Raw genomic sequence first — 15568 nt, 5'->3', positions numbered from 1 at the left:
GATTGCAAGGGTGGCCGTTGACAGATTTCGGCAGATATCCCGACGTTTGCTCGCAGAAAGTCTTTTAACGGTTAAAATAAAAAGAAATGCCCTGTCTGAGCTCGTGTTTGTCGAAACGGACAAGGGGTTTTGGTTTATATAGTATAAGAAAAACCTTGTTTATTGGTTTTGCGAATCTGTGAGGACCCAATTTATTGAGGGAACTTGCATCGGAAAATTCGCGTTTTTTAGGACGCCAATGCCGCTTTTTGAGAATCAATGAAGCTTTTTTGTGATAGGTGTAAGGTTTACATGGTTGGTTGGTGCATTTTTCGGATGAAAATTTAGTCTGGAGGTCAGAAATAGGTTTCGGATACAAGCCGGGGAATCCGCGAAATTCTGAATTTGGAAATTTGGACATTCGCATTTCAACCCCCCTCCATAAAGCTATGCGCGCTCATCAGTGCCCATTTTTCCGTGCTTCTCTGGCTTCTGGTTTACTTTGCTTTCTCTTCGGCCTTACAGAGGAGACCCGAGCCGTGGCTACGGTGTGGACCGCGGGAAGTGGCACGGACTTCAGTTGGAACAACCCTGCCAATTGGAGTGTCGGTGTGCCCGCCGCCGATAATGACGTGATTTTGCCTTTTTTGGTTTCAGATCCGCAGATTTTGCTGCTCAACACGGGAAGCTTGGGAGGCAGCTTGAGTGTGGGGGGCGATTATCGCCTCATGGGTGGCTCACTGGAACTGGAGACTGGAATGCTCAGGGTAGGCATGGGGCGTCTGCTTACCCTGGACACCCAATTCAAGGGTACCAACGGACTTTCTCTGACTGGAGGCGGAACCTTGAGGTTAAACAATTCCCTGAGTGATTACACTGGGGTAACCACCATCAGTAATGGCACGCTCGTCATCAACGACTTGGCGCAATTGGGGACAGACACATCGGCGATAGTCGTTTCTGGGTCTGCATCACGTGGTTTCGGTGGAGGGAGCTTGGTTCTCGAAAGCGCCTATGGGTCCTCTCTTGATTTCACCCGTGGACTCGTTCTCCAAGGTTACGGTCCTATCTCTGATCGTGGTTCGGCCTTGATCAGCATTGGCTCGAATACGATCACGACAGACATTCAATATGGTGAGGCAAATATCGCAACTGGCATTCATTCGACAGCGGGAATGCTGACGATCTCGGGAGACTTACTGTCCAGTGGCACCGGGCAATTGCGTTTTGGCACGGTGAACTTTGCTGGTGTGGGATCGTACCGTGTGACGGGTGAAATCGTGAGTTCGGGCAACATCGAAAAATTGGGCGGCGGCACTCTCATTTTGGAAGGCAACAACCGGTCGTTTACAGGATCGGTCTTGGTTACGGCCGGGTCGGTGCGTGCCTCCAATGGCGCAGGCCTCGGTTTCGGCACTGCGAATGGAGCCCTGACATTGGGTGGCGGTGCGGGCACGCTTGAGCTTCGCACGGCTGAGCCGGACTCTTTTGCCAGCCGCCGCCTAACCATGGGAACGTCTTCAAATGCGACTTTATTTTTAGACCATGACGTGGGGGGATCTCTACTGAATCAGAGCGTTTCCTTAGCTCCATTAGTACTCACTGCCGGATCGACTACGCGGACCTTGACCATCAATAGTCGAAATGGTTATGGAGTGACCTTCGTGGGCGACAGCGTCGGGGGGAGTTTGGGCGGAAATAACAGCCTGACGATCAATACGAGTGGCCCAGTGACCATCCAAGGAGATTTTTGGAACAATACGAGCACGACGGCCCGGACCATGACGATTACGACGGGAACGGGGGCTCTGATGGTGGTGACTGGGGATGTGCTTGCCACAGGGGCAGACCACATTTTGACCAAAGCGGGTGCGGGGACATTGAGGATATTGGGAGAAACCTCAAATTATACGGGCGTGACAAACTTGAATGTTGGAACGCTCGAAATCGCGCATTTTGGTTCGATCAACAACGATGCAGGCACCGTCAATCTAGGCACGACGACAAACGCAGCTACCCTGACTATCATGGGTAGCTATCTGGAGGCTTCTCAAACGACGACGAATAAAATCATCAACCTGTCGGGCACCACAGGAACGGTCTCCATTCTGGCGAACCAATCGCTCAATAGTGCTGGAGTCATCTTTAACAATGATTTTACCGCCACTGGCGCGGGTAGTAAGACCCTGGTGCTGGGCGGAACGAGCGATGTGGGCGCCGCCAATGAAATTCGCGGTGCCATCGTGGACGGCAGTGGGACCACCAGTCTGCAAAAGACCGGATCGAATATGTGGGTTCTTTCTGGAGCCAACACCTTCAGCGGAGCGACCACCATCAACAATGGGGTTTTGAAAATTCAGGATGTCTTTTCAGGCACATCCAGAGACGTTTTGAGCGATGGTGTCGCCATCGGATTCGGCGAGGCGGCTGCCACTGTTGGCACTGCTGGAGGCACCCTGATGTATGTAGGTGCAGATGGTGAGGCGAGCTCGGAAACCCTGGGAGTCTTTTCTGCAAGCCAGGGGGCTGGGACGATTCGTGTCATGGCAGGCATGGGGGGAACTGCAACTCTGAACCTTACCTCAATCAGCTCGGTGGCAGGAACGAGCTCCGTCAACTTCGCGGTCGATGCAAACAGTTCGATTTCAATAGGCGGTGTCTCGATCGTTGGATTGCTGGCAGGGAATGCATATTTCAACGGAGCTGACTTCGCCTATGTGCCTACCCTCGGCACAGCAACGTTAAGAGCGCCGATTTATGATTCGGATGTTGGTTTTGTTACGGCAACAGTGGGGCTAGAGGCCGCCGCGCACGTTCAAGTCATGGATGATGTTCTCGTGGCGGCTCCAACCAGTGTGCGCTCTCTCAAACTGCTCGGGACCACCAGCCCAGAGCTGTCAGTCACGGCTCTGCTAACGATCAACAGTGATGGTGTGGGAACGATAGGCGGTATCTTAGCGACGGGTGGTAGCTCGACCATCTCGGGAACCGGGACGGTGACTTCCGGCGGAGTGGGGGCCTTGGCGATTCGTGTCAACGAAACCTCGGACATTTTATATTTAAACACGCCTGTAGCGAGTTCGACAACGGGTGGGCTTACGAAAACAGGAGCGGGCACTTTGGTCATTGGTGCCACCAATGCTCAGACAGGGACGACAAACCTTCTCGAAGGAACAATCCAATTGGCAGCGGGGGGAAGGCTGAGTGCCGACTCCGTGAATTTGACCATGCGTCAAGGAACGGTCTTGGACTTGAATGGTGTGAGCATCGCGCGGACTTTGACTACTTCATCCATCAGCATCTTCAATGGCAGTGGCACGGTGACGAATTCCAGCAGTGATCCTGTCGTGTTTGCCATGAGTGGCAATGGCGGCACATTCAATGGTTCCATTGATGAAACGAATGGTCGCATCAGTGTCGTCAAGATGGGGACAACGACAGGACAAACGTTCACTGGCATCAGTAACTACACAGGTAGCACGACCATTGGAGCGCCTGGAAATGGCACGACAGGATCGCTCACCGTTTCCTTTTTAGCGGACATTGGCCAGCCCAGCAGCATTGGCCGAGGAGATTCCACCAATGCGGCGACCAATGCCGCCAGTCTGATTTTCGGGGGAACGACAGGTGGGCTCACCTACACAGGCAATGCTTCGGTCTCGATCAATCGTTTGTTTACCCTTGCTGGAACATCATCGACTGCTGGCGCAACCATCACGAACAACGGTATCAATAATGCGGCACTGATTTTCAGTAACGTCGCTCCGATTGCCTTCAGTGGCAATGCCAATCAGTTATTCCGTCTGAGCGGGACCTCTACCGCAGACAACTGGTTCTATCCGCAACTTGTTGATAACACCAGTGCGGGTGCGGTCACGCGTTTTTCGAAGGTGGGGGCAGGCACATGGATTCTAGGCAACCTCAACAATACCTACACGGGCACTACCACCATTGAAGACGGAATTCTGCAAGCTCAAGACGGTTTGTCGTTGCCGACAAATAGCGGACTGATCCTTGGTGGCACCACATCAACAACAGCCGTGTTTCAAAGCAGTGGTGTCTTTACTCGGCGTCTAGCCGCCGTTGCAAGTGCGGGGAGTGATACTGTTTCCTGGAACACTGCGCTTACGACGGGTGGGGCCGGTTTTGCAGCCTCGACTGATAAACTTGTGGTGGCGATTGGTGGTGAGGCGAGCCCGACCGCGCTGAGTTGGAATTTGAATGGCTTTGTCAAAACCGGTGCTTCGCTGGTGTTGAATTCCGCCAACGCCTTAGCCGAGGTCGAATTTAGAAATGCGATCAATCTGAATGGGGCCTCACGGACCATTGTCGTGAATGACAATAGCAGTACATTCACCGATTTTGCCACCATCAGTGGCGTGATCAGCAATAGCACGGGAACCGCAGGTCTAACAAAAACAGGCAATGGAACTTTACAGTTGGTCGGTGAAAACACCTATAACGGTGTGACTTCGGTCACGGCGGGCACCTTGGTTGTCAATTCACTGGGATCGAGTCTGATTGCCGGACCATCTAGCGTTGGCAGCACCACAAATGCGGCGACAACGACAGGGGCTGTCACTTTAGGGAACGCAACCACAGGTGCGGCGATTCTTCAATACATCGGGCCAGGGGAGGTCTCCGACCGAATGATCCGTCTCAATGCCACGACGGGAACTCAGCAGATTCATGCCGATGGCTCAGGTCCTCTCGTGCTTAGCAATGTGGTCAATAACATGGTCGGGGGGGCAAAGACATTGGCGCTTCGGGGTTCGAACACCATGGGCAACATGATCACTAGCGATCTTCGTGATAATGGCGGTGCCTTGAGCATCACGATTGATGGCGGTGCCACTTGGATTTTGACGGGCTCCAATGATTATTCAGGCAATACCACCGTGAGTGCCGGTGCCTTGGGCATCGGCGGTGACGGTGCTCTTGGGGCGGGCACCTTGGTGCTCAGCAACGGCAATGTTTTTGCCTATGGCGCAGATCGTGTGATCACCAATAGCGTGACTCAGAGTAACAATACGGGGGTCGCTTTTATTGGTGATTACAGCATCGAGATCGTCAGCGACTACGTGTTGGGGGCGACTTCAAGTAACCCGAGTTCAACCACCAATAACATAAGTGATGGTAAAATGCTGACTTTTGCCAATGTGACTGCGGATGCGATCACGGCCGCTCGCACATGGACATTAACCGGTGCAGGGGACACCTTCGTCAATGGCAATATCACATCGACGACCGCATTTGGGCTCAACTTATCCTACACAGGGAATGGCACTCTGACTCTCGCTGGTGCCAATACGACGGGCGGCAATACGACGCTCAACAACGTCAATGGAACGCTGTTGCTGACAGGAAGTGGAAAGCTTGGGTCAGGCAATCTCACGGTCAATGCAGGCTCCTTATTCATCCAAAGTGTTGATCAATCGGTCGGGACCCTGACGATGGGGAATGTGGCTAACACCACGGCTTTGATCGAAGTTGCAAGTGGTCTGACGCTTTCCCCAACGGCCATTACCTTTTCGGGAACCACGACTTTGACGTCCACCATCTCCGGTCTGGGCACTTTGAATCTTGGCAATGCGGGTATCACGGTGAATATCGCCGATAATGTCAATCAAGACGTGGATATGGCGTGGTCGATTGCCAATCTGAATGGCAGCGGTGTATTCAATAAAACAGGGGCTGGCAATCTTGATATCAGGGGGATTTCCAACAACAACTTTACAGGCTCTTATCAGTTGAGTGGCGGTGCCATTTTAGGGCTCGGTGCCTTGGACAATAATTTGGTGCTCAGTGGCGGTGTCTATCAAGCTGCAGGAACCTTCAGTCGCAGTTTGGGAACAGGGGATAACCAAGTGCAATGGAGCGGTTCAGGCGGCGGCGGTTTTGCGGCGGCGGGGGGAGACCTCGTCGTCACCCTTTCAGGCGCACCCGTGCCTCTCGTTTGGGGCTCAACTGCCCTTTTTGTAGCAGATGGTGCTCCTCTTATTTTTGGCTCTACCAGCGCGGATAGCATCGTCACTTTCACGCATGATATTGATCTGAACGGTGGGACGAGAACGGTTTCGGTGGTCGATAATGTGGCGTTGGCGACTGATAAAGCGGTGCTTTCGGGCGTGCTCAGCAGTTCCGGCGGCTTAACCAAAACGGGCAATGGTATCCTGCAACTCACTGCGGCCAATACTTTTACAGGAGCCATCACGGTCTCCGCAGGGACTCTGCAATTCAGCACCGTGAGCAACAATGGTGGTGCAGCAAGCAATCTGGGGCAGGGGACGAATGGATTGACTTTGGGGAGCGGGAGATTGCAGTTTGTGGGCAATGTCAATCAAAGCACTAACCGTGCGATTACGTTGACGGGCACAGGAACACTGGATGCTTCGGGGACAGACGACGCCGTGATCACCTTCAGCGGTGCTGTGGATGCGGCCGGTTCTACGTTGAATCTGGATGGCAGTGGTTACGGTGTGTTGAGCGGTGTGCTCACACAGACTGGCACGACAGCGGATTTGACGAAGCTTGGCACCGGAACTTGGAGGCTCGATGCGGCCCCTACAATTGTGGATGATTTGTTCGTCAATGAGGGACTGCTTATTCTGAATGCCGTGAATGCACACACTGGGGATGACTTGTTCATCCGTTCGGGCACACTTCGTCTTGCCGTGAATGGCGCTTTGTCAAAAGACATGGATGATCTTCAAATTTCGGGAGAGACTAGCGGAGGTGGTGTGCTGGATATTTTTGGAACCACGGGCTCTGCAGCCACGGATATTATCGTCGGACGTCTGAGCCCCAACCCTCAGACTGTCCCTGATCTTGCCGGCTCCATGATTGATAGTGTTGGGGGCGGTTCGTTTTCGGTCACGACGCTGAACGTGCGTAACGGTTCCGTTTCAGCCAATGTCACCACGATTGGAACCACGACATTAGGCGGAACTGTCAGCGCCGACGATGGTGGTCTTTATTCCAGTGCCGGTGTCATATCAGGAAATCTGAATTTGGACACAGGTGCTTCCTTGGTGCTCTACAACGGAGATATCTCTGGAAACATCACCTTTGGTTCTGGGGTGACGATGGCTAAGCATTCACCGAATACGGTGACTCTTTCTGGAACCAATACGGTAGCTGGTGCAGGACTGACCACGATCAATAATGGTGTTTTGCTTTTGGATTACTCCTCGAATGTGAATGCCAAGATCGGCAACGGTGGGCTGACCATGACCGGAGGCACTTTAGAAATCGACGGAAATGGCGTTACCCCTATCAGTGTGAATGTTGGCAATATGATCCTGGGCGCAGCAGCGGACCCAACTGCTGCTGTGGTGCGGATAAACACGGTAGGCGCACAGACCTCACTGCAGGTGGGCACCATCACACGCAATGTGGGCAGCACTTTGCGCTTCAATCCTTCTTCGTCTGACGCTCATTTTCTGACTTCGGCCACCAATGGAACCAGCACGATTTTAGGAGGGTGGGCCACTTACCAAATGGGAAGCGGATCGACTTTGTTTGCTACGATCAGTGGCGGTGAGATTGTCGGCTTCAATAGCACGATCATGAATGATGTCAGTTCCTGGGCGACAGGAGCGGACGTTACGGACAGCACCGGTTTTACAGGGGCCCTTACGGGCAGTGTGAGTATCAACAGTCTGCGTTTCGATGCGGCCGTAGGAACCGCCACGATCAACATCGGAGCCAATGATATTTTCGATGTTGCCAGTGGAGGGCTGTTAATCACCAGTAATGTAAGTTCGGGCAATTTGGCCATCACTGGGGGGCTCATTACAAGCAGCATCGCCAATGAATGGATCGTGACACACGACGGTGCTGCGACTCTCACCATCGGATCACGCATCTCTGGGAACATGAATATGACCAAGGCTGGCACTGGGCTGATGGTCATCGATGGCCTAACGAATAATTCCAATGGAACCCTGCGTTTAGCTGGAGGCACGGTGCGTCTTCAAGGTGGTGGTGCCATTGGCGATTATGGTGCGGTCATCCTCGATCCTTCCGGAACAACTCTTGAAGTCATGGATTCCGAGGTCATCGGATCTTTGTCGGGAGGCAGTTCGACGAATTATAAGAACATGGAGATCAAAATTGCCGGGGGGCAGGAGTTGACGATCAATCAAACGGCTTCCGGCAACTACTTCGGCAATATCAGTTCGGATGGCAGCTCGGCCATCTTGACGAAGATTGGAGCTGGCGCTTTAACAGTCACGGATGGATTGATCGATCTTGGATCAGAGGGAGCTCTCAATATCATTGGTGGTCGATTAACTTTAGATATCAATGGCAACAACAATCAGCTCACCCAGCTCGCTGATGGAATGACGGTCAATATCAGTAACGGGGGGAGCCTGTTCATTGAGCATAATGGCATTAGCCTGATCAGTTCTACGCCCGGGCGCATTGCAGACAATGTCAGCTTCGTGTTGAACAGTGGCGGTTCGACGACCGATTCCCTGTTTTTACGCCATGATCAGAACGGTGGTTATACGGAATTGATTGGCCAAGTAACCTTCGGCTCGGGCGTCAGTTCGATTCGTGTGGAAACTTCATCAACGGGAACCAGCGCTTTAGCTGCTTTGCGCGCAGCTAGTGTCAGCCGTGAAAATCAAGCAACCATGGTTCTGCGTGGAACCGCTACTCAGAATACCGCTAATCCTCGGGGACAATTCCAATCGGGATCCGTCTTTGTGGGAGCCTATGGCTCTGGCACAGGCACCAGTTTGCCAGTGATTCCTTGGGCGATCGGCTCCTCCTCAGGAGGTGTTGCCGCTTCGGATACCTTTCTGACCACGACAGGAGCTGCGAATGCCGCTTGGCGTCCACTTAACTTAGCAACTGAATATGCCAATGTCAGCGATGCTACCTCATGGGGAATCACGAGCAGCTCTGAAAACGTCTTGCTAAGCCAATCGATTGTCGCAGCCAGTGGATCGAAGGCCATTCGTTCACTTCTTGTGGCGACAGGGAGCAGTGAGGTCAACCTCACAGGGGCTGATACAGGCAATCTGACAGTTCAAAGTGGAGGTTTCTTATTCAGCGGCACAGGCAGTTCGATCATCAGTGGATTCGCTGGGATCGAAGTTAGTGCGACCGCTGGAGAGTATGTGTTCCATGTGATGGGAAGTTCAGCCAGCATTCAGTCTCCGTTGGTGACGGCCGGAGCCAAACTGACCAAATCGGGGCCAGGTGCACTGGTGCTCAGTGGCAATAACACGGCGATCAGTGATGTTGCCCTCAACGAAGGGATCTTGGAAATCGGGGATTTGGACCACATGGGCGGTGACAGTGGACGCTTGTTATTTGCAGGTGGGACTCTTCGGTTAGGAGCGACCTATTCAGGGGATGATCTTTCGACACGCACGATCACAATGCTGTCAGGTGGTGGCACCTTGGATACGGCCGGGCATGATCTCATTTTCGCCAATAGCATCGGTAATGGTGGGACTGGCGGCTTTAGGAAAGCAGGAGAAGGTATCCTCACCTTGAATTCCGCTATAGATTACAGCGGTGTGACCAGCTTGGCTGGAGGCACTTTGCGTTATGGGCTTGCAAATGCTTTGCCGAGCGGAGCGGACATTGCCTTTGAAGGAGGAACCTTGGATTTAGGCGGTTACAGCACCACCTTGGGCGGGATCACCATGAATGCCAACGGCATCCTCAACGTGGAGACGGATCTGACCGTCAATGGCACGCTGCTGAATGTGGGTGGAACACGCACGCTCAGTTTTACAGGAGGTGGCACCACGACCGTGAATGGCGATGTGCAGCTGGCCAATACGACGACGAGCCGCACGCTCGTGCTGTCCGTTCTGGATGGTGGCACGGTCATTGTCAAGGGTTCGGTGATCAATGGGACTGCGTCAGCCAGTGCCTTGCAAAAAACCGGTGATGGTCTTTTGGAATTGCGTGCCCGAAACGCTTATCATGGGACCACCACAGTGGGTTCCTCCACTGCTGTGGGGGGCACGCTCAAGCTTACTGGAGATGCGACTTTAAGTCCGGGCAATTTGACGCTGAACAATGGCGCGGTGCTCCTTGAGACCAGTGTTAGCAATCAATCTGTAGCCACCTTAACGATGGGGGGAGGACCGGCTGGAACATCTTCTTTGATCGCCATCGGTTCGGGCATCACACTGACACCCAGTGCTATTTCTTTCAGTGCGACGAATAACAACCAGACCGCAGTTATTCAAGGCGATGGCACTTTAAATCTGGGCTCCAATGGTATCACCGTCACGGTGAACAACAGCTCGATCGTGGAGGTGGATATGTCTTGGGAGATGGACACTGTCATCGGGAGCGGCTTGTTTATCAAAGCCGGGGCTGGAACACTCGATATTCGTGGGGTGACCAACTACAATTTCACAGGCAGCTATCAGATCAATGCGGGGGCCATTTTGGGGCTGGGGGCTATCGAGAGCAATTTAGTTCTCAACGGCGGTGTCTATGAGGATAGTGGCACATTCACAAGAAGTTTGGGCACTGGAAACAATCAAGTCCAGTGGTTGGGAACAGGTGGTGGTGGATTTTCAGCTCGGGGCGGATTGTTGACGGTCGCTTTTGCGGGTGCCACGGATCCATTGGTCTGGGGAAGCACTGCCTTTTTCGTGCCATCAGGAGCACCGCTGATCTTTGGCTCCACCACGGCGGATGATGTGGTGGATTTCACCCATGATATCAATCTCAATGGAGCGGCGCGCACGATCCAGGTCGTGGACAATCCCACGGTTACCACCGATAAAGCAGTGCTTTCCGGTGACATCACGGGGGGAACGATCACCAAAACAGGAAACGGCACGCTTCAGTTGTCGGGAACCAATTCCTTTACGGGGCCGATCATCATCAATGGACAAAATGGGACCTTGGAGTTTTCCTCGGAAGCCAATCTGGGAGGTTCAGGAACCGACATCTCACTCCAGTCTGGCTATTTGAGTTTTGTTGGCGACTCCAGCCTAACGATCAATAACGTCATCAACATCAATCCGGGAACGGATTCCCAAACCGTTTCACTGCAAAATCTGGCAGCCAATGGCACCAACGATGCCGTCATTACCTTTGCAGGAGCAATCAACACCGGTGCTAATATCCTAACTCTGGCAGGATCTGGGGCAGGTGTCATTTCCTCGGGTATCGTTCAGACCGGCACTGCCGCAGATGTTTATGTAACGTCAGGCACCTGGACACTGCGTGGTTCCAGCACCCTCGCCGATGATCTCGTCGCGCAAGGACCGACGGCAGTCTTGAATTTAGATGGCACTGGCATCATCAGTCATAGCTCTGGATCAAGCAATGGCTTGTATTCACGCAATGGAGCCATTGTTAACTTGCTGGCTGACAATCCCTTTGTCGAACCCGGAGGATTGGATTTTATTTTGTTAGGTGATTCAGGCGGTGTTTTGCCGGGAACGCTTAACATGAATGGATTCAGTCTTACCACACCGCGTCTGGACCTGGGGCAAGTCGGTGCAGATCTGACGGGCGTCGTGACGGGTAGCGGAACGTTGACGGTCAATACTGCCATCAACCTTTATCGAGGAAGTGTGGAAGCCAATTTAGCCGGGGCTGGAGCTATCGTTAAAAATGGTCAGGGAGAAGTCCTTTTCAGCGGCGACAACTCAGGGCTCAATGGGTCGACATCTCTGATCAATGGGACACTGCGTCTGAATTATGAAGATCATAATACTCGGAAGATTGCATCCGGTTTGCTCAATCTGTATGGCGGCGCTTTGATCGTCGAGGGAAGCAGCCTTGGCGATACTGTCGAAACGGTCGCCAGTCTCAATATCGGTGGCGGCGTCGGCACAAATTTGGGAGCTTCAACTGTCGAAGTTATTCATGGATCAGGTCACTCGGCGACTTTGAATCTTGGTGATATCACTCGTTCTACGGTGGGCGGCACCGTCAATTTCGTGACATCGTCCTCAAGTGCAATTTCAACGAGCAGCATTAATCCGTTAGGTCTGACTTCATTGGGAGGTTGGGCGACCTTTGGCTGCGCCGCATTTGCGACAATTGATGCTGGCAATATTGTGGCGGTGAATACTGTGGCTAAAGACAATGTCAGTAGCTGGAACCTCAGTGACAATGTGACCGACTCCTCTGGGTATGCAGGGATCCTCGGCGCTAGCAGTGTAAACAGCATTGTCTTTAATGCCGCTTCGGGCTCGAGCCTGATGATTGCGGACGACATCCGTTTCACCATCACAAGCGGTGGTATTCTGGTAACGGCCAATGCGGGTAGTGGAGGTATCTCGGGAGGTTTGATTACCAGTGGCTTGCCGGTGGGGACATCCACATCTCTGACGGAATTGCTGATCCATCAGTATAGTTCGAACGACTTTACGGTGACATCGCGTTTGAACGGAAACCTCGCGCTAACAAAAAGTGGCACCGGCATTTTAATCGTGGATGGTTACAATCTTTACACGGGGCAGACGACGATCAATGCAGGCACTTTGAGTGTGATGGGAGGCAAGGCCATCGGAGATCGCTCCATCGTAAACATCAAAAACCGTCCCGATGCCATTTTGGATTTGAACAATAGTTCAGAGACTGTTGCTGGGTTGACGGGTGGCGGTGTGGATGGTGGGACGGTTAAAATCGGTTCAGGCACCCTGCATGTGCTCAATAACTCTGGAACGACACCCGTCTTTATCGGTGTGATCGAGGGCTCTGGGACATTCATTAAGAGTGGGGCGAATACACAAGAATTGGAAGGGAATAGCTTGGACTTTACAGGGGATGTGATTGTCAACCGAGGTCTGTTGCACTTGGATTCAGGAGCAGGAGCTCTCCCCAGCGCAGCAACGATCACGCTGAATGCGGCAGAGTTGCTCAGTGATCAGGATCAGTCAGGTAACCGTGATAGGTTGGGGAATTCGACCATCGTCACGCTGAACAATACCGCAGGCACCCGCGGATTGTGGTTGCGCACGCAGAGCCAAAATGCCGCCCGAGCTGATACGGTGGGAGGTGTCATTCTTGGAGCAGGTCATAACGTGATTCAGGCGACCAATGATGGCGGTGCTCAAGGCACAAGCCAGGTGGGCACGCTGACCATCACCAATTTCAGCCGACAAAGTCATGCCACGGCTCTCGTGCGCGGTCAGAACTTAGGGGGAGGCAGTGGAATACGTGGTCGCATTACCATGCCGAGTGCACCTGCGGGTTCCATCGGTGGTGGGGGAGCTGCGGGATCAACGACGATAACGATTGCCCCTTATTTGATTGGTGTTGCAGGTCTAGCTGGAAGCACCACCGATGCGAATGTAGCGTTGGAGTTGGGGAACTCTTTTGTCACTTGGGTGAGTTCAGGAGAAGGCTTACGGCCTTTGAATTTGACCACTGAATACACGCTAAACCAAATCGGTTATAACGGTCTGTCTGGAGTGACGGCCAACAATGTTCGATTTGCAGCGAATCCTGATGCGGTCTTGGCCGGGGGTAGCAAAACCATCAACGCCCTGGTTTTGGACTCCAGCACCGCAGCCCTTACGATCAATGGTGATTCCGCTGATGCGCTGACGTTGGCCAGCGGCGCCTTGCTAGCGACAACAACGACGGCTACCAATGCCATCTCTTTGGGCGGATTCAGTGAATTGAAGACGGCAACCAACGAATACATCGTCTTTGTCACCAACGCTGCGAATACGCTGACGGTTTCCACGACCTTGAGCAGTCAAGCTTCTCTGACGAAGTCGGGTGCGGGGACTTTGGTTCTTACTGGAACCAATACCTATGATGGGGGCACATGGTTTAACCAAGGCGTCATTGAGGCCGCGGCCATCGCCAATTTGGGAACCGGTGATTTTGCCTTTGAGGGAGGAAGCCTGCGCTGGGGAACCGGGGCCTCGTTTGACATCACGACTCGTTCGGTCACGCTCGGATTGGGAGGGGCTATTTTCGATACCAACGGAAATAACATCACCTTCAATCAAGCTTTCGGAAATGGAGGTCTGGGGGGCTTTTCCAAAATTGGGGCAGGAGACTTGACCTTGAATGCGATAGGAAATTTTTCGGGTCCTGTATCTCTGAGCGCAGGCTCTTTGATACTCGGTGTGGCGAATGCTCTGCCGACAATGACAAATTTGACTTTGAGCGGTGGCTTCTTGGATGTTGGAGCCTTTGATCTTACTCTCGGGTCTCTGGACTTCTTGGCCAATGCCACGATTGACGGGGCCGCTAACCTAACATTCAAAGGCGATTTCAATCAGTCCACTGGTAGCCGGACTCTGACCATCAATAACACTGGGACAACGACCTTTGATGGCGATCTGATGATCATCACCAATGCCTCAACCACAGCTCGCACACTCGGGCTCTCCATCGGCTCTGGAGCTACGGTGGTGATCAATAGCCAGATCACAGATGGCAGTGCCAGTGGAGCTTTGAGCAAATCAGGTGTGGGAACTCTAGTCTTAAATTCAGCGAATTTCTACACCGGGCTTACCACCTTGAACGGCGGAACGACGATCATTGGCGACAGCGGCGCATTGGGATCAGCGGTTGGAGCTCTTACCCTTACCTCCGGCACCTTACAAGGCAATGGAACAGGCGAAAAAGTGATCGCCCGCAATGTCAGCCAAGGCGGAACCTTTGTGATCGCCGGTGATGACAAGATCACCTTCACAGGAACGTGGTTGAACAATACCGGTAGCCGGACTCTGACTGTTGACAGCACTGGCGGTGTGGAATTGGCTGGCCAAGTCGATCTCTCAGAACATGCTACCACGGGTCGGACGCTGACCGTCAATGGCAGCGGCAATGTGATCATCTCGGGCTCTGTCACCAATGGCGTGGGAACGGGCAACAGCGCATTGACTTATTCAGGAACCGGTCGCCTAACATTGAGCAATGCCAACACCTATGGGGGGACGACCCGTGTGAGTTCAGGGATGCTGGTGGTAAGTAACACCCTGGGATCTGCGACTGGGACCGGTTCGGTGATCGTCGATGCGGCTGGGACTCTTGCGGGGAGCGGTAGCATTTCAGGTTCGGTAACGTTGTTTGGGCGGCTATCTCCGGGTAATGTAGATGCCACAGGCAACGGTTTGTTTGGACAGCTCACGGTGGGAACGATCACGGTCAATACTGGGTCTGAATTGTTCTTCCAATTGGGAGGCGCAACGATTTCTGACCCTCTCGGTGTGGCGCAATATTTAGACGACCCTGGAAGCTTTACCTTTCCAAATTCTTGGCTGCAATATGAGTCGGGTGTCACACAGCACGATCAACTCTACATCTCTAATACGGGAGCCCCGACGCTGACCACGACTATCACCATCTCAGATACCTACCTGAATGGATATGTGCCTCAATATGGGGATGTCTTCCAGATCGTTGATTGGGCCTCTTTGGGCACCCAAGGCATTGGAGGCATTCAGAACTTCAACCTCCCGACGGATGATTGGGATACAAGTTGGTTCAATAGCGCAGGCATCATCATCTACGTGGGGGTGGTCCCTGAGCCCACCCGGTTACTTCTGTTCGGCCTGGGCCTTGTGGCACTGGTGATGCGTCGCCGCCGTTCTCGCTAGTCAGAGACTGTTGAAAACCGATCACA

Annotated in this window: 1 protein-coding gene; it reads left to right on the top strand. The window is 53.0% G+C overall.

Translation table 11 applies throughout. The features are described 5' to 3' along the window. The first annotated feature begins 428 nt into the window (after positions 1-428). Positions 429-15542, top strand: coding sequence for an autotransporter-associated beta strand repeat-containing protein (locus tag B5D61_RS25745; protein WP_139373245.1), 15114 nt, complete (start codon positions 429-431; stop codon positions 15540-15542). The last annotated feature ends 26 nt before the right edge of the window (positions 15543-15568 follow it).

Origin of the sequence: Prosthecobacter debontii, from assembly GCF_900167535.1 — a bacterium.
Classification (GTDB): Bacteria; Verrucomicrobiota; Verrucomicrobiia; order Verrucomicrobiales; family Verrucomicrobiaceae; genus Prosthecobacter; species Prosthecobacter debontii.
Note: the sequence above shows the minus strand (reverse complement) of the source record. Positions and strands in the feature narration are given on the sequence as shown.